The following is a 16,187-nucleotide window of genomic DNA, read 5'->3' as shown; positions in this document are numbered from 1 at the left end:
AGGAACGAACATGCGCATGCCCAAACTGACTGCTTTTCTGACGGCAACCGCCGTCTTCGCTTCCGCACTGGTCGCCACCGCCGACGAGGTGCATGTGCTCAACTGGAAGGGCTACGGCGCCGACGAGCCCTGGGCCATTGCCGCTTTCGAGAAGGCGACCGGCAACAAGGTCGTCAACGATTTTTTCAATTCCGAACAGGAAATGCTGACCAAGCTGAGGACCAATCCCGGCCTCTACGACGTCGTCATGATCAACGCCGCCTTCAACGACCAGGCGATGGCGGAAAAGCTGATCCAGCCGATCGACGTCTCGAAAATCCCCAACTATGCCGACATCAGCGCGGACAAGGCAGGCTCGCCGATGCTCGCCCGCGATGGCAAGGTCTATGGCGTGCCATGGGTGTGGGGCTTGACCGCGCTCGCCATCAACGAGAAAGCCTTCGAGACGCCGCCGACCAGCATCGCCGAGATGTGGAACGAGGCGCATAAGGGCCGCGTCACCATTCGCGACGATGCCGTCGAAGCGGTCCAGTTCGGCGCCATCGCCACCGGCCAGAACATCAACGACATCAAGGATATGGAAGCGGTCAAGGCGAAGCTGACCTCGCTGATGCCGCAGATCAAGACGTTCTGGAGCTCGGAAAACGACTGGAACCAGATGGTCGCCTCCAATCAGATCGACATCGGCACTTATTGGAGCGGCTCGGCCGACCGCGCCAAGACGCATTTCAAGCTGCCGGTCTCGCTGGTCATCCCCAGGGAAGGCGCCGTCGCCTGGCTCGACGCCTTTTCCATCCCGGTCGGCGCCAAGAATGTCGCCGGCGCCGAGGCCTTCATCAACACCATGATCGACCCGAAGTTCTACGTCGAATGGGTCACCAAGGTCGGCGCGCCGGTGTCGGCCAACGCCAAGGCGGTCGCCGCCCTTCCCGAAGATGCCTTCAACCGCAAGGTGATGGGCGACCTCGATGTCGCCAAGCGCATCCAGTTCCAGGCGCCGATCAGCGATGCGCAGCGCGAGGCTTATCTGGCGCTGTGGCAGGAGCTGAAGGTCAATGTGAAGTAACGGGCTGGGTGAAGTAACGGGCGGGGTGAAGTAACGGCAAGCTTTTCGGGAGGAACATATGGCAGGACAGGTCGCGACCGGTGCGAGGAGCGGATTGCGATCGGCTTTGCCCCTGCTTGTGCCCGCCTATCTCTGGCTGACGGTGGCGATCTTCTTGCCGCTGTCGGCCATGGTGTTCTTCTCCTTCATGACCGAGCTGCCGCTGTCGGGAAAGGCGTGGTCGTTCACGCTGGACAATTATGCCACCTTCTTTGCGCAAGGCCTCTACCGGACGCTGCTGCTGGCCTCGCTCAGGCTCGGGCTCGAGGTGACGCTGTGGTGCGTCGTCATCGGCTATCCCGCGGCCTATGTGCTGGCCAAGGTGTTTAGGGGACGCAGCCGCGAGGCGATCTTCCTGCTCGTCATCCTGCCGTTCTGGTCGAACGGCCTGGTGCGCATCTTCTCCTGGGCGATGGTGCTGCGCGAGGGCGGCATTCTCGACACCGCGCTCAATGCCGTGCTGCCGTTCAAGATCAACATCGACCTGATGTATTCCTATCCGGCCGTCATCATCGGCCTGGTCCACTCCTACGTGCCCTACATGGTGCTGACCTGTTACCTGACGCTGCAGGCCATCGACGATTCGCTGATCGAGGCAGGGCGCTCGCTCGGCGCCTCGCGGCTGCAAATGCTGAAACGGGTGATCATTCCACTGTCGATGCCGGGGCTGGTCGCCGGTGCGGCGCTGATCTTCGTTCCCGTCGTCGGCTCCTTCATGGAAGCGCGTATCCTCGGTGGCCGCACCGGCACTTTCTACGGCACGATCATCGAGGACCAGTTCGTCGCCGTGTTCAACTGGCCGCTGGGTGCGGCGCTGTCCTTCATCCTGCTGGCCGTCGTGCTGGTCATCCTGGCATTGGCGTCGCCGGTGTTGAAGAGGGCCGCGTGATGGCGACGACGCGTATCCTGGAATGGTGTGGGCGCCTCTACATCTGGCTGCTGCTCGCCTTCCTCTACCTGCCTGTTATCATCATGGCGCTGATGTCGTTCAACGTCTCGCCCTTCTACCAGTTGCCGTTCGAATGGACGACCGAGTGGTACGCTTCGCTGTGGCAGAACGACCAGCTGATCTCGGCCACCTGGAACAGCATAGAGATCGCCATCATCAGCACCATCATCGCCACGGTGCTCGGCTCGGCGGCATCGCTGGCGCTCTATCGCCACGAATTTCGCGGCAAGAAAGTCCTGCAAGCGCTGCTGTTTCCACCGATCGCCATTCCGTGGCTGATCACCGGCACGGCGATGCTGATCTTCTTCTTCGGCGTCGGCATCGGGCGGGGACTGTTCGCGATCCTGCTCGGCCATGTGGCGCTGGCGCTGCCCTATGTCATCGTCGTCGTCTCGGCCCGGCTGCAGACCTTTGCGCCGGAGCTGGAAGAGGCGGCGCGATCGCTCGGCGCCAACCAGTGGCAGGTGACTTCGCGGGTGACGCTGCCCTGGATCATGCCGGGCGTCATCGCCGGCGGGCTGTTCGCCTTCGCCGTGTCGTTCGACCAGTTCGTGGTCTCCTACTTCCTGTCGACGCCGGGCCAGACGACCTTGCCGGTCGAGATCTACGCCGCGATCCGCAAGGGTTTCACGCCGGAGATCAATGCCGTCTCGACGATCATCATCGTCGTCTCGATGGCGCTGATGCTGCTCACGGCAAAATTCTTCAAATTCGGCGGAGAGAAATAATGGCCGGCGTGCAGGTAGCGAATTTGTCGCGCAGTTTTGGCGCGCACAAGGCGCTGGACGATGTCTCGATCGATTTCGCCGACGGCGGTTTCTACGCGCTGCTCGGGCCGTCGGGCAGCGGCAAGACCACGCTCCTGCGCCAGATCGCCGGCTTCGATTTCCCCGACTCCGGCCGCATCGCCATCGGCGGCGAGAGCGTCGAGCGGGTGCCGGTCGAGAAGCGGCGCATCGGCATGGTGTTCCAGAACTATGCGCTGTTTCCCAATATGAGCGTTGCCGACAATGTCGGCTTCGGCCTGTCGGTGCGCGGGCAAGCCAAGCCAACGATAGCCAGCGAGGTGCAGCGCGCGCTCGACCTGGTGCAGCTCGGCAAGCTCGGCGGCCGCCGCCCGCACCAGCTGTCGGGCGGCCAGCGCCAACGGGTGGCGCTCGCCCGGGCCATCGTCACCAAGCCGCGCGTGCTTTTGCTCGACGAGCCGCTGGGCGCGCTCGACAAGGCGCTGCGCGTCGACATGCAGATCGAGCTGAAGCGCATCCAGCGCGAGATCGGCATCACCACCATCTTCGTCACCCACGACCAGGAAGAAGCGCTGACGATGAGCGACCGCATCGGCATCCTGCGTGACGGCAGGCTGGTGCAGGAGGGGCCGCCCGAGGAGATCTACGACAGGCCGAAGAGCGAATTCGCCGCCACCTTCCTCGGCGACGCCAACATTTTTCGCGGCGACAGCACCGGCGCCGGCATCCGGCTGCCGGACGGCACGGCGATCGCCGCCGCGGCAGGCGCGACGCTTGCCGCCGGCGCCAGGGCCAGCTGCGCGGTGCGGCCCGAACGCATCCGCATTGCTACCGATTCAGGGACGTCCGATCCGAACGCCAATATGCTCCGCGGCCAGGTTTCCAAGCGCATCTTCGCCGGCAGCAACAGCACCTATTTCGTCGATCGCGACGGGCAAACGCTCAAGGTCATCGTGCAGAACACCGGCGTTGAAAGGTTGGCGGAGGGGCAAGAAGTGGTGCTGCGCTGGTCGCCGGAGAGCACGGTGCTGATCGCTGAGGACTGAATGGGTTGTCGCTCTACGATGTACCCCCACCCCTAACCCCTCCCCACAAAGGGGAGGGAGACTTTCGTTGGCGCTGACCTCGGCAACTTGCCTGCCTTTCGGCGCCAAGGGGAGAAATAAAGGCGCGCGGCAGCATTCCCTCCCCCTTGTGGGGAGGGTTAGGGTGGGGGTCCGCTTCGCAAGAATCCAAATGCTGTCCCGCTGTCTGTCGAGCAAAATGGGGCGCCGGAGCATGCCGATGACGCTTGAACTCAGTGCGGGCGACCAGTCGATGCTCGACGGCGAGCACGGCCGGGCCGTGGCTGCAGCCGTGAAGATACTGGTCGCCTTTTCCAACGCCGTCGGTGCGCGCAAATTGTTGGACATTGCCGGGGCGCATATCGACGGCTGCCTCTATCACGGCCAGGCCAGCCTCGATTTCGTCGAAAGGCTGGTCGAGGGCGGCGGCCGCGTTCGGGTGCCGACGACACTCAATGTCGGTTCCTTCGACCTCATCCATCCCGGGCTGGTGAAGATGCCGCGGTCGCAAGAGGTGCCGGCGCGGCGGCTGATGAAGGCGCATCTAAAACTCGGCTGCCAGGCGACCTTCACCTGCGCGCCCTATCAGACGCGGTTCCGGCCGGGCTTTGGCGAGCAGATCGCCTGGGGCGAGTCCAACGCCATCGTCTTTGCCAATTCGGTGATCGGTGCGCGGACCAATCGCTATGGCGATTTCATCGATCTGTGCTGCGCGATGACCGGGCGCGCGCCGGCCTGGGGACTGCATTTGACCGATAATCGGCGCGGCCAGATCCTGTTCGAGCTGACCGGTTCTTTCGAACCTGCCGATGCCCTGTTCGTTGGCGTCGGGCTTATTGTCGGTCAAAGGAGTGGCGACCGCATTCCGGTCATATCGGGCCTGCCGCAGCCGCGCGACGAGGACCAGCTGAAGGCGCTTGGCGCGGCGGCGGCAACGACGGGTGCGGTGGCGCTGTTTCATGCGGTCGGCATCACGCCGGAAGCAAGGACGCTCGACGACGCATTTCGCGGCGTGGCGCCGGAGGCGACGATCCGGATCTGTCGCGCCGACATCGACCAGGCGCTGGCAAAACTGTCGAGCGTCCCCGACGGCGCGCCGCTTGCGGCCGTATCGCTCGGCACGCCGCATTTTTCCCATGACGAATGGATGCGCCTGCTGGCGATGCTGCGCGAGGTGGCGCCGGGCAGGGGCATCCCGATCTACGTCAACACCGGGCGCGCCACTTTCAAGAGATTGCAGGACGAGGGCGAACTGGACGGCATGGAGGCGTTCAACGTCATTCCGGTTACCGATACCTGCACCTATGTCACCTCTGTGCTCGAGCGTCTCGACGGCGTGGTGATGACCAATTCCGGCAAATGGGCGCATTATGCGCCCGGCAATATCGGCGTGACAGTGGCCTTCGGCGACCTGGAAGACTGCGTTCACTCGGCCGCTGCCGGCCGCGTCGTGCGAGGCGCGCGATGAGCCAACAGGACGGTCGAGCGCTGAACAGAGTCGGCACGTTCCAGCTTGCCGGCGAGGCGCAGGGATCGGCGCTGGTGCTGTCGCATGCGCTCAGCTTCTGGGGTGGCGTCGATGCCGAAACGGGCGACATCATCGACCGTTCGCACCCGGGCGGCAACGTCGCCGGCAAGATCCTGGTGATGGCATCCGGGCGGGGGTCGTCGTCCTCGTCGTCGGTCCTGGCCGAGGCGATCCGCAGGGGCACGGCGCCGGCCGGCATCATCCTGCAGCGGCCCGATCCGATCCTGGCCGTCGGCGCCATCGTCGCCGAGTTCCTCTACGAAATCAGCATGCCGCTGGTCGTCTGCGACATATCGGGCATTGTCTCCGGCGACCGGATCGCGATTGGCATGGCTGAGGGTGCGCAAGCGATGGTGAGCAGAATCTAGGCCGTGTTGACAGTGCCACAGGCCGTTCAGATCTCCGGGATGCTTTCCCTGAAGATCACCTGCAGCCTCGGCTGGTGCAACTCGTAGGGCAAGCCCCTGACCGCGTGGGTCAAGGTGTTGAGCGCTTCGCGGGCCTCGACTCGCGGATTCTGGTCGATCACTGCATCGAGCGTGCCGTCGAGCAAAAGCTCCTTGGTGCCTTCCGTCACTTCATGGCCGAGAAACACGGTCGACAGCGCCCGCCCTCGCTCCTTGAGCGCGCGGGCGATGCCGGTGTTGCCGGCGCCGACATTGTAGATCGCGGCCAGGTCCGGATGCCGGTCCAGCAGGGCGGAGGCCTCCGCATAGGCCTTTTCCCGGTCGTCGAGCATCTCGCGCATCTCGACGATCTGCAGGTTGGGCGATTCTTCCGTCAATATGTGGCGGAACCCCATTTCACGTTCCTCATGGCCGCGATAGGAGAGCGAGCCGGCGAACAGCGCGACCTTGCCCGGACGACCGGCGCCCATGAAGCGGTTGAGCAGATAGCCGGCGAGCCGGCCGGCGGCGCGGTTGTCGATCCCGATATAGGCGACCCTCGGCACGTGCAGGATGTCGGACGCTATGGTGACGACCTTGACGCCGCTGGCCGACAGCGAACGGATCGCCTCGCGGACAGTCGGGTGATCGAGCGCGATGACGCCGACGCCCTGCGTCTGGCCGCGCAATTCCTGCAGCAGGCGGGCAAGCCGGTCGGGATTGAAGCCTTCGATCGTGGCGACGCGAACATCGAGGTCTGGCCGCGATTGCGCCTGCGCCTCGATATGCCGGTGCAGCATCTTGATGAAGGAATTGGTGCCGGCGGGCAGGGCGAAGTCGAGCCGTATGACATCGCCGGGCGGTGCGTGGCGCGGGGTCGGGCTGTTCGAATTCTCAGCGATGTAGCCCAGCCGCTGCGCCGTCTCCAGCACGACCTCGCGGGTGCGCGCCCTGACCCCGGCGCGGTTGTTGAGCACACGATCGACCGTCGCGGCTGAAACGCCGGCTTCCCGGGCTATGTCTGTCAGGGTGGACCGCACAGTCGATCACCTCACTGCTTGCGCGCTACCGCGCATCAAAATCGCGCGTTCAACGGTTCGAATGCCGGACGACCGCTTGATGCCATCCGCGATTCTGATGGGAAATGATGTATCCGGCCTTAGCCGATGCGCAAGCTGGCGCTACGCCAAATCGTCGAGCCGCGCCGCCCCTCAAATTCAAGCCCCTCAAAATCCAGCAGCGAGTGCGATGGGGCGATGATGATCGACTGCATTTTTCCTCCATTTGCGATGTTGTGACGTGTTTTGATTATTTATGATGTTGACAGCCTTCCCCCGGTGCCGTCAATATCCATCATAGGGGCCGTGGAGGAACAAGGCCCCCGAGGGAGGAGTTCCAATGTCTGATATGATCCGCATGTCGCGGCGCCGTCTGCTGGCGTCCGGTGGAAAGGCGGCCGTGCTTGTTGCCGCCGCAGGTATCGCGCCGAAATTCATCCGCCCCAGCCGCGCCTATGCGGCCGATGCGCTGGCGCCGGGCATGATCGGCGGCCCGACCGGCTTCGACGGCTCGGAGCGCTATCAGTATGGTCCCGACACGCCGGAAGGCCGCGCCATCGAGGCGGCCAAAGCGATGAAGGGGGCCGGCAAGGCGCCGGCCAAGATCGTGCTTGGCCTGTCCGACGGCTCGATCGGCCAGCTGACGCAGCCATTTCCCGCCGGCGCGCCCTCGATCAAGGATCTGTGGGAGAAAGAAACCGGCATTCCGCTCGAGATCGTCGGCGTGCCGAACGGCCAGGAATTCACCAAGACGATGCAGGACATCTCCACCAAGGGTGGGGCCTATGACATCTACGCGGTGGAATGGAACCGTCTCGGCGATCTCGCCGAAACCGGCGGCATCCTGAAGCTCGACGACTTCGTCGCCCAGTACAAGCCGGAATGGGACGACCCCGAGCGCGGCTATGTCGACGGCGCCAAGGGCGTCTCGCTGCTCAACCAGTATCGCGGCTCGACCTATGGCGTGTCGCTGGACGGCGATTTCCAGACTTGGGTCTATCGCACCGATCTGTTCGGCGACGCGGCCGAGAAGAAAGCCTTCTCCGACAAGCATGGCTATGAACTGGCGCCGCCGAAGACCTGGAAGCAGCATGACGAGATCGCCGCCTTCTTCCATCGCCCGGACAAGGGTCTGTTCGGTTCGACCGATCTGCGCAACCAGGGCTGGGGCTACACCAACTGGTATCAGCGTTATGTTTCAATGGCTTCGCCAAATCAGTTCCTGTTCGACGATACCGGCAGGCCGCTGATCAATTCACAGCAAGGCATTGCTGCTGTTAACGAGTACATCGCCTCATTGGCCCATCATTCGCCGGATGCGATCTCTTGGGGCTGGCCGGAGCAGTACGGAAATTTTGCCAAGGGCGGCGCCGCGATGACCTGCGCCTTCTCCAACCTGCCAAAATTCCTCGACAATGCCGGCAACAAGGATTCAGCTGTCACCGGCAAGATCGGCTCGATGCTGCCGCCCGGCCGCGAGATCGACGGCAAGCTGATCAGCCGCTCGGTGCTGTGGCTCAATTTGTCGGCCTCGGTCTCGTCGCAGGCCAAGAATCCGGAGGCCTGCTACCTGTTCCTGCAGTGGCTCGGTTCGAGCCGCATCTATGCCTGGATGACCGCCAATCCGGGCGGCTATTTCGATCCGTTCCGGCTGTCGGATTTCTCCGACCCGCTGGTCCGCCAGACCTATCACGCCTACCACATGGATGTGGTGCGCGAGACGGTCGCCCGCACCGTGCCGACCATCAACTATCCCGGCGCCACCGCCTTCCACAACGCGCTGGACGAGAACCTCGTCGCCGCACTGACCAAGGCCAAGACCGCCGAGCAGGCGATGGCCGACACCGAGGCGGAATGGAAGAAGATCGCCCGCCGCACCGGCGAGGAGAAGCTTCTCGAAGCCATCAAGACCAACAAGGAGGCCTGGCCCACCGTTCTCGATCCGGTCAGCTGATCCTCCTCCCAGGATCCGAATGGAGGCGAGGAGTTGCGCTTCGCCTCCGCAAACGATGGTACCAGCAAAGCGGCAAGATGAAGCGTTCCGTTCCCTTCGAAACACTCCGCTATGCAGCGATCCTTGCCGCCATCGCGGTGACGCTGGTGCCGATCCTGTGGATGGTGTCGATGGCCTTCAAGCCGATCGCCGAATGGTCGGCGACCGGCGCCGAGCTGACCTGGTGGCCGAAGGATCCGACGCTCAGCAATTTCCGCTTCGTCTTCGGTGAATCGACCAACAACCTGATCGTCGCGCTCGACCGCACCGCCCTGAAGCCGATCCTGTCGTCGCTGCTGTCGGCCACCTTCGGAACGGCGATCGCCATGTCGGCGGGCACCGCGGCGGCCTACGGGCTGTCGCGCTTCGGCTCTGGCCAGAACCTGCCGCTGGCGCTGATCCAGCTCCGCCTGTTTCCGCCGATGGCGGTGATGACCCCGGTGATGATCATGTGGGCCTTTCTCAACTTTACCGACAGCTGGTGGGGGCTGTCGCTGATCTACGGCATCGTCACGCTGCCCTTTGCGTTCTGGCTGATGAAGACGTTCTTCGACGACATGCCGCGCGAGATCGAGGAAGCGGCGCTGGTCGAGGGCTGCTCGCGGCTGCGCGTCTTCACCCGCATCACGCTGCCGATGATGCGCGCGCCGCTGGCCAGTGCCGCGCTGTTCGTCTTCATCCTCAACTGGTCGGACTATCTGATCGCGCTGCTTCTGACGACGCGCGAATGGGTGACGGTCCCCGTCTACATGGCCTCGCTGTCCTCCTCGATGACCGGGCAGCTCTATGGCGCCAAGGCAGCTCTCGGCCTGATCGCCGCGGTGCCGCCTGTGATCATGGGTATCGCCATCCAGCGCCATCTGGTGCGCGGGCTGACCTTCGGGGCGCTCAAGCAATGAGCGCCGCGACTGCCGCAATTTCGGAGCAGGCCCCCATCCCGGAAGACGACAGTCACCCGGCCAAGGCAAAGTCGGCATTGCGTGACGAAGGGGCAAAGCTCGGTTTCCGGCTGACCTTGCCGGCGCAGATCCTGGTGCTGTTCATCGCGGTCTTCCCGCTCTTGATGCAGCTCTATATCAGCCTGACCGACTGGTCGCCGCTCTCGGGACTCGGCTGGTGGAGCGCCTGGTCGCTGTGGAACAATTTTGCCAACTACACCGACCTTGCCGCCGACGCTCGCTTCTGGAGCGCGTTGAACCGCACCGCCATCGTCATGATCGTCTGCGTGCCGGCGGAATTCCTGCTCGGCCTGGCGCTCGCCACGCTGTTTGCCGACGAGTTTCCGGGCAAGCGGATCTTTTATTCGATCCTGCTGATGCCGATGATGGTGGTGCCGGCGGTGGCCGGCTACATGTTCTTCATGCTGTTCCAGTCGGGCGGCCCGGTCAACGACATCCTGTCGGCGCTATCAGGCTTTCCCGTCACCATCGCCTGGCTGTCGGACCCAACGCTGGCGCTCATCGCCGTCATGGTCGCCGATATCTGGCAGTGGACGCCGCTGATGTTCCTCATCCTGCTTGCCGGCCTGGTCGGCGTGCCCGAAGACCAGATCAAGGCGGCGACGCTGCTCGGCGCCAATCCCTGGCAGCGCTTCGTCACCATCGTGCTGCCGAAGATGAAGACGATCATCATCATCGCGCTGGCGATCCGGGTGATCGAGAACTTCAAGATCTTCGACACGCTCTACATCATGACCGGCGGCGGTCCCGGCGTCGCCACCGAAACCATCTCCGTCTATATCTACAAGCTCACCACCCAGGACCTGATCTGGGGCTACGTCGCGGCGATCGCGCTGGCCATCCTGATCGTGCTGTCCATCGCCGCGGTGTTTGCCATGAAGCGCATGGCCCGGGCACGCGAGGTGACGGCATGAGCGCCATCCACCTGCAGAACCTGGTCAAGAAGTTCGGCGACTTCACCGCGCTGAAGACGATGGATCTTGCCATCGCCGACGGCGAGTTCATGGCGCTGCTCGGGCCGTCGGGCTGCGGCAAGTCGACGACGATGAACATGATCGCCGGCATGGAAGAGCCGAGCAGCGGCAAGATCCTGTTCGGCGAGCGCGACATGGAAGGCGTGCCGATGGGCCGGCGTGGCGTCGGCTTCGTCTTCCAGAACTACGCGATCTTCACCCACATGAGCGTGCGGCAGAACCTCGCCTACGGCCCCAAAATGCGCGGGGCGCCAAAAGCCGAGATCGACCGCCGCGTCGGCGCGATTGCCGAGATGCTGCAGCTGACGCCGCTGCTCGACCGCAAAGCCGACCGGCTGTCAGTCAACATATTGCAGCGGGTGGCGATCGGCCGCTCGGCGATCATGGAGCCGGCGATCTTCCTGCTCGACGAGCCGCTGTCCAATGTCGATGCCGCCTTCCGGGCGGTGATGCGGACCGAGCTGAAGCAGCTGCAGCGGCAGTTCCGACAGACCATGGTCTATGTCACCCACGACCAGCTCGAAGCGATGACCATGGCCGACCGCATCGCGGTGATGGACCACGGCGTGCTGCAGCAAGTCGGCACGCCGTTAGAGGTCTACAACAATCCGGCCAACGTTTTCGTCGCCGGCTTCATCGGCGCACCGGGCATGAACCTGCTGAGGGGCAGGCCGGTGGAAAGCGACCGGGGCCTGGTCATCGACCTCGGCCCGCTCGGTGTCACGCCGCCGCTGCCGGACAATCTCGCCGCGGCGGTGAGGGCCGCGCGCGGGGATGTACTCTACGGCTTTCGGCCGGAGCAGGTGATTCTCTCAGACCGCGGCCTGTCGATGCCGGTAACGTTCGTCGAGCGCATCGGCGCGCGCACCATCGTCCATCTCGGCCAGGGCGAGAGCGCGGTGAAGGCGGTGTTCGACAATGATGTCGGGCTGGCGATCGGGCAGACAGCGGTTGTCGCGCCGGCCGCGCAGTCGGTGCGCGTCTTCGACGCTGGCACTGGTTGCGCGATAAGGGCGGGAGGCTGAGATGTTCGTGCAGGTATTCCCAGGTCGGTGCTGCCCCTCACCCTTACCCTCTCCCCGTATAGAGACGGGGAGAGGGGGGCGCCGGCGTTGGAGCTTCACCCTTCTCCCCGACACTACACGGGGAGAAGGTCCCGGCAGGCGGATGAGGGGCAGCGCCAACGCCGGTAGTCTGTCCGCAACCAGCGAAGCGGATTAAGACCATGGCCGATATCGTCTTCCGCAATGTGACGAAACGCTATGGCGACACGCTCGCCGTCGACGACGCCTCGTTCACTGTCAACGACAATGAGTTCTTCTGCTTCTTCGGCCCGCCGCTGTCCGGCAAATCCACAATACTGCGCCTGGTGCTCGGACTGGAAACCCCCGACACCGGCGAGATCCTGATCGGCGGCCGGCCGGTCAATACGGTGTCGCCAGCCGAGCGCAATGTCGCCATGGTGTTCCAGAACCTGGCGCTGTTTCCGCATATGAGCGCGCGCGACAATGTCCGCTTTCCCCTGGTCGAACGCCGGGTCGCCGAGGCCGATATCGTAAAACGTGTCGATGACGTCGCGGCCAAGCTGCATATCGGCCACATCCTGCACAAGCCGCCGGCGCAGCTTTCGGGCGGCGAGCGGCAGCGCGTGGCGATTGCCCGGGCGCTGGTGCGCGACCCCAATGCCTATCTGATGGACGATCCGATCTCGGCGCTCGACGCCAGGCTGCGTGAGGAGACTCGCGTCGAGCTGAAGCGCATCCAGCGCGAGCTTGGCAAGACGCTGATTTATGTCACGCACGACCAGGAAGAGGCGATGTCTGTCGCCGACCGCATCGCCATTCTGGAAAACGGCAGGATCAGGCAGACCGGCGCGCCGGCCGAGATCTATGATCGGCCGGCCAGCACCTATGTCGCGCGGCTGCTCGGTTCGCCGATGATGAACATCTTGAAGTCGGTGCGCGGCGCGGAAGGCATGGAGGCGGCCGAAGGCACGATCCGCATCGCGGACAAGGCCGCGCCGGCCGATGCCGTCGAGATTGGGCTCAGGCCGGAAGACATCAAGGTCCGGCCCTGGCAGGATGGGGAAATATCGGATGATGGAATGTCGGTTGGGCGCGCGGGCCGCCCGGCGCGAGTGTTCGAGGTCGAGCCGCTCGGCGGCTACACCGTGGTGACACTCGCTGCCGGGCAGGCGCGTCTGCGGGCACTGCTGCGCGGCCAGCCCGATATCAGGCCGGACGCGATGGTGGCGATATCCTGCGAGCCGGGCAGGGTGCATTATTTCGGGCAAAGCGGGGGAGCGCTGGCAAGATGACGGCGACCGCAAGCAACGAGGTTCGGGAGGAAGACATGGCGAGCGAAGGCGGGCCAAGAAACGGCTTCGAGCCGGACGTTAAAGTCCGCACCAGGGACTACAGGATCGGCTGCGTTGGCGCCGGCATGATCATGGCCGAATGCCATCTTGCCGCCTACAAGGAAGCTGGTTTTCCCGTGGTGGCGATCGCCTCGCGGACCAAGGCCAGCGCCGAGAAAGTCGCCAGGCGCTGGGAGATCCCGACCGTTCACGACACGCCGGAACAATTGATCGAGGACAAAAATGTCGAGATCATCGACCTTGCGTTTCCGCCGGACCAGCAGCCGGCACTGATCCGCCATGCGCTGAAGCAGCAGCATATCAAGGCGGTCCTGGCGCAAAAGCCGCTGGCGCTGTCGCTCGATGAAGCGGTCAAACTGCGCGACGAGGCGGCCAGGGCCGGCAAGATCCTCTCGGTCAACCAGAACATGCGCTACGACCAGTCGATGCGCGTGCTGAAGCAGATCATCGACAGCGGCGCGCTCGGCGACATCGTCTTCGCCCAGATCGACATGCATGCGATCCCGCACTGGCAGACGTTTCTCGAGGACTACGACCGGCTGACGCTCGCCAATATGAGCGTCCACCATCTCGATGTGCTGCGTTTTCTGTTCGGCGATCCCGACGAGATCACCACGCTGACGCGCAAGGATCCGCGCACGCGCTTCGACCATTCCGACGGCATCACAGTTTCGACGCTGCGGTTTCCGTCCGGCGTGCTCGCTGTGTCGCTGGAGGATGTCTGGTCCGGCCCGCGCCAGGACGGCTACAAGGACGACCAGCACATCAACTGGCGCGTCGACGGCACTAAGGGCGTCGCCAAGGGCACGATAGGCTGGCCGACGGGTTCGGCCTCGACGCTGACCTATGCCTCGACCGAGACCACCGGCGGTGAATGGGTCACCCCTAGCTGGGAGACGATGTGGTTCCCGCATGCCTTCATCGGCGTGATGGAGCAACTCCAGCATGCGGTCAAGACGGGTGAGCCGCCGGCACTTTCCGTCGCCGACAACGTCAAGACCATGGCGCTGATCGAAGCCGGCTATCGCTCGATCGACGAGCGCCGCACGGTCAAGCTGTCCGAAATCTCGATAAACCCAATCAACTGAATCACTTACAGGGAGGATTTCACATCATGATGCAGGCAGGTATCTTCACGGGCTATTTCCCGTACGGCCTCAAGGAAACCGCGCAAAAGATCCGTGCGCTCGATTTCAACACGGTGCAGCTCGACCTGCATTTCAGGGATATCGACCTGTCGGCCGGGCAGATCACCAAGGACAAGGCCAGGACGGTTCGCGACACCTTCCGCGACCACAACCTGCCGGTGTGCTGCGTGTCGGGCTACACCAACATCATTCATCCGGACATCGGCGAGCGCGAGAGGCGCGTCGGCTATCTCAAGGAGATCATCCGCAATGCGCGAGAATTCGGCTCGCCTTACGTGATCTCGGAAACCGGCACCTACAACACCGAATCCGACTGGGTGCACCATCCCAAGAACAAGACCGAGGAAGGTTTTGAGGAATGCCGCAAGGTCATCGCCGACCTTGCCCAGACCGCCTACGACCACGGCGCGGTGTTCCTGCTCGAAACCTATGTCAACAATGTCGTCGGCTCGGTCGAGGAGACGGTGAAGATGTTCGCGCAGGTCGACCATCCCGGCCTCGGCCTGTTGATGGATCCGACCAACTATTTCGAGACCCATAACATCGACAGGATGGACCAGATCCTGAACCAGGTATTCGACACCCTGACCGACAAGATCAAAATAGCCCACGCCAAGGACGTCAAGCGCTCGGGCGGCGACAAGTCGGAGAAGCACGCCGATATCGGCGACGAGGATGCGCTGGAAAGCCACACTTTTCGCGGTGTCGGCGAGATCGAGCTGCCGGCGCCCGGCCTCGGTTCGCTGAACTACGACCTCTATCTCAAGCGGCTGTCCGAAAAGCACCCGAACATCCCGGTCATCATCGAGCACCTTTCGGAGGACGACGTGCCGCGCGCCAAGAAATTCCTCGACGAGAAATTCCGCGCCAACGGACTGTGACGGCCACAACAAAGGGAGGAAGAGAATGTTGAAATTCGTATCGAAAATCGCGGCTGCGGCGACCGTATTCGCCGGTGTTGCACTGGCTGAACCGGCGCTGGCGCAGGATGCTCAGAAGACGTTCTACCTGCTATCGCATGGCGGCCCGTCGGACGCCTTCTGGATCGACTGGAATGCAGGCGCGACCAAGGCCTGCGACCAGCTCAAGGTGACCTGCAAGATCTCGTTCAGCGGCGGCGACATGGCGGCGCAGAAGGAGGCCTTCAACTCCGCACTTGCCGCCAAGCCGGACGGCATCGCCACCACCTCGGCGCAGCCCGGCCTGTGGACCGAGGAGGTCAAGGCAGCCAAGGCGGCTGGCGTCCCGATCGTGTTCTTCAACACCGACGATCCGGCAACCGGCCGGCAGGCCTATGTCGGCGCCGACCTCAGGCAAGCCGGCGTCATCTGGGCGAAATATCTGGTCGACCACAAGATGGTGAAGCAGGGCGACAAGGTGTTCCTGCCGGTCGAGGTGCCGGGCGCCAGCTATCAGCAGCTCGAGACCGAAGGGATCGCCAGCGTCTTCGATCCGCTCGGCATCAAATACGACGTGGTCGATTGCGGCACCGATCCGGCCGGCATCATCGCCAAGATGACCGACTACATGGTCGCCAACAATCCGCCGGCAATCATCGCGCTCGGCGATTCCGTGGCGGCCAGCGTCAAGCGGGTGTTCGACGGCGCCGGCGTTCCGGCCGGCAAGATCCCGGTCGTCGGCTGGGGCAATTCCAGGGAAACCGCCGAAGCCGTCAAGACCGGCTTCGTCAACGCGGCTGCCTGGCAATTCCCGTCGGCGCAGGGCTTCATGCCGGTGGCGCTGCTCGGGCTTGCCGCCGCGGGCGAACCGATCGGCTACGACATTCACACTTTCAGCCTCTACGACGCATCGAGCGTCGAACCGATCCTGAAACTCTACGACAAGTGATTGAAACTGACGCCCGCTGCGCAGGCGGCGGGCGTCAAGCTGAGATATGGTC

15 protein-coding genes are annotated in these 16,187 nt (G+C 63.7%); 14 read left to right on the top strand and 1 reads right to left on the bottom strand.

Annotation, left to right across the window (positions count from 1 at the left end):
- Positions 1-10: 10 nt before the first annotated feature.
- The 6 genes from AC0L2R_RS12820 (at position 11) to AC0L2R_RS12795 (ending at position 5,760) form a co-directional block, all read left to right on the top strand.
- Positions 11-1,066 carry an ABC transporter substrate-binding protein gene (locus AC0L2R_RS12820; protein WP_473509289.1) on the top strand — a complete coding sequence of 352 codons (1,056 nt, stop codon included), beginning with the start codon at positions 11-13 and terminating at the stop codon, positions 1,064-1,066.
- Positions 1,067-1,124: 58 nt separating this feature from the next.
- Entirely contained in the window at positions 1,125-1,994 is an 870-nt protein-coding gene (locus AC0L2R_RS12815; RefSeq protein ID WP_473509287.1) for an ABC transporter permease, read from the top strand.
- Positions 1,994-2,782: an ABC transporter permease gene (locus AC0L2R_RS12810; RefSeq protein ID WP_473509286.1), complete on the top strand. Its 789-nt coding sequence runs from the start codon at positions 1,994-1,996 to the stop codon at positions 2,780-2,782. The genes AC0L2R_RS12815 and AC0L2R_RS12810 overlap by 1 nt, the downstream gene beginning before the upstream one ends.
- Positions 2,782-3,846, top strand: coding sequence for an ABC transporter ATP-binding protein (locus AC0L2R_RS12805; RefSeq protein ID WP_473509284.1), 1,065 nt, complete (start codon positions 2,782-2,784; stop codon positions 3,844-3,846). Before AC0L2R_RS12810 ends, AC0L2R_RS12805 begins: the two co-directional genes overlap by 1 nt.
- 238 nt (positions 3,847-4,084) lie before the next feature.
- Positions 4,085-5,332, top strand: coding sequence for an aconitase X (locus AC0L2R_RS12800; protein ID WP_473509283.1), 1,248 nt, complete (start codon positions 4,085-4,087; stop codon positions 5,330-5,332).
- Positions 5,329-5,760 (top strand): aconitase X swivel domain-containing protein, encoded by a 432-nt coding sequence (locus AC0L2R_RS12795; protein ID WP_473509281.1) that lies wholly within the window; start codon positions 5,329-5,331, stop codon positions 5,758-5,760. The genes AC0L2R_RS12800 and AC0L2R_RS12795 overlap by 4 nt, the downstream gene beginning before the upstream one ends.
- Positions 5,761-5,786: 26 nt before the next feature.
- Here AC0L2R_RS12795 and AC0L2R_RS12790 read toward each other — a convergent pair whose 3' ends face one another.
- Positions 5,787-6,818: a LacI family DNA-binding transcriptional regulator gene (locus AC0L2R_RS12790; RefSeq protein WP_473509279.1), complete on the bottom strand. Its 1,032-nt coding sequence runs from the start codon at positions 6,816-6,818 to the stop codon at positions 5,787-5,789.
- Positions 6,819-7,176: 358 nt separating this feature from the next.
- Between AC0L2R_RS12790 and AC0L2R_RS12785 the strand changes: the two genes are divergently transcribed.
- The 8 genes from AC0L2R_RS12785 (at position 7,177) to AC0L2R_RS12750 (ending at position 16,135) form a co-directional block, all read left to right on the top strand.
- On the top strand, positions 7,177-8,790 hold the full coding sequence (locus AC0L2R_RS12785) for an extracellular solute-binding protein (RefSeq protein WP_473509278.1): 1,614 nt from the start codon (positions 7,177-7,179) through the stop codon (positions 8,788-8,790).
- A gap of 77 nt (positions 8,791-8,867) precedes the next feature.
- Complete coding sequence (locus tag AC0L2R_RS12780; RefSeq protein ID WP_473509276.1) at positions 8,868-9,728, top strand: carbohydrate ABC transporter permease; 861 nt, start codon at positions 8,868-8,870, stop codon at positions 9,726-9,728.
- On the top strand, positions 9,725-10,702 hold the full coding sequence (locus AC0L2R_RS12775; RefSeq protein WP_473509274.1) for a carbohydrate ABC transporter permease: 978 nt from the start codon (positions 9,725-9,727) through the stop codon (positions 10,700-10,702). Before AC0L2R_RS12780 ends, AC0L2R_RS12775 begins: the two co-directional genes overlap by 4 nt.
- Positions 10,699-11,787, top strand: coding sequence for an ABC transporter ATP-binding protein (locus AC0L2R_RS12770; protein ID WP_473509272.1), 1,089 nt, complete (start codon positions 10,699-10,701; stop codon positions 11,785-11,787). The genes AC0L2R_RS12775 and AC0L2R_RS12770 overlap by 4 nt, the downstream gene beginning before the upstream one ends.
- Positions 11,788-11,987: 200 nt before the next feature.
- Positions 11,988-13,079 (top strand): ABC transporter ATP-binding protein, encoded by a 1,092-nt coding sequence (locus AC0L2R_RS12765; protein WP_473509271.1) that lies wholly within the window; start codon positions 11,988-11,990, stop codon positions 13,077-13,079.
- 35 nt (positions 13,080-13,114) lie between these two features.
- Positions 13,115-14,227: a Gfo/Idh/MocA family protein gene (locus AC0L2R_RS12760; protein ID WP_473509366.1), complete on the top strand. Its 1,113-nt coding sequence runs from the start codon at positions 13,115-13,117 to the stop codon at positions 14,225-14,227.
- Positions 14,228-14,253: 26 nt separating this feature from the next.
- Complete coding sequence (locus AC0L2R_RS12755; protein ID WP_091599124.1) at positions 14,254-15,168, top strand: sugar phosphate isomerase/epimerase family protein; 915 nt, start codon at positions 14,254-14,256, stop codon at positions 15,166-15,168.
- A gap of 25 nt (positions 15,169-15,193) precedes the next feature.
- Positions 15,194-16,135, top strand: a complete 942-nt coding sequence (locus AC0L2R_RS12750; RefSeq protein ID WP_091599127.1) for a sugar ABC transporter substrate-binding protein — start codon at positions 15,194-15,196, stop codon at positions 16,133-16,135.
- Positions 16,136-16,187 lie beyond the last annotated feature (52 nt).

This window comes from Mesorhizobium sp. WSM4820, assembly GCF_055811075.1.
Note: the sequence above shows the minus strand (reverse complement) of the source record. Positions and strands in the feature narration are given on the sequence as shown.

Excerpts from the sequence above, each read along its gene's own strand:
- AC0L2R_RS12795 (WP_473509281.1), top strand. The coding sequence starts at position 5,329 with ATGAGCCAACAGGACGGTCGAGCGCTGAACAGAGTCGGCACGTTCCAG.
- AC0L2R_RS12765 (WP_473509271.1), top strand. The coding sequence starts at position 11,988 with ATGGCCGATATCGTCTTCCGCAATGTGACGAAACGCTATGGCGACACG.
- AC0L2R_RS12780 (WP_473509276.1), top strand. The coding sequence starts at position 8,868 with ATGAAGCGTTCCGTTCCCTTCGAAACACTCCGCTATGCAGCGATCCTT.
- AC0L2R_RS12775 (WP_473509274.1), top strand. The coding sequence starts at position 9,725 with ATGAGCGCCGCGACTGCCGCAATTTCGGAGCAGGCCCCCATCCCGGAA.
- AC0L2R_RS12805 (WP_473509284.1), top strand. The coding sequence starts at position 2,782 with ATGGCCGGCGTGCAGGTAGCGAATTTGTCGCGCAGTTTTGGCGCGCAC.
- AC0L2R_RS12785 (WP_473509278.1), top strand. The coding sequence starts at position 7,177 with ATGTCTGATATGATCCGCATGTCGCGGCGCCGTCTGCTGGCGTCCGGT.
- AC0L2R_RS12750 (WP_091599127.1), top strand. The coding sequence starts at position 15,194 with ATGTTGAAATTCGTATCGAAAATCGCGGCTGCGGCGACCGTATTCGCC.
- AC0L2R_RS12820 (WP_473509289.1), top strand. The coding sequence starts at position 11 with ATGCGCATGCCCAAACTGACTGCTTTTCTGACGGCAACCGCCGTCTTC.
- AC0L2R_RS12755 (WP_091599124.1), top strand. The coding sequence starts at position 14,254 with ATGATGCAGGCAGGTATCTTCACGGGCTATTTCCCGTACGGCCTCAAG.
- AC0L2R_RS12770 (WP_473509272.1), top strand. The coding sequence starts at position 10,699 with ATGAGCGCCATCCACCTGCAGAACCTGGTCAAGAAGTTCGGCGACTTC.
- AC0L2R_RS12810 (WP_473509286.1), top strand. The coding sequence starts at position 1,994 with ATGGCGACGACGCGTATCCTGGAATGGTGTGGGCGCCTCTACATCTGG.
- AC0L2R_RS12800 (WP_473509283.1), top strand. The coding sequence starts at position 4,085 with ATGACGCTTGAACTCAGTGCGGGCGACCAGTCGATGCTCGACGGCGAG.
- AC0L2R_RS12760 (WP_473509366.1), top strand. The coding sequence starts at position 13,115 with ATGGCGAGCGAAGGCGGGCCAAGAAACGGCTTCGAGCCGGACGTTAAA.
- AC0L2R_RS12815 (WP_473509287.1), top strand. The coding sequence starts at position 1,125 with ATGGCAGGACAGGTCGCGACCGGTGCGAGGAGCGGATTGCGATCGGCT.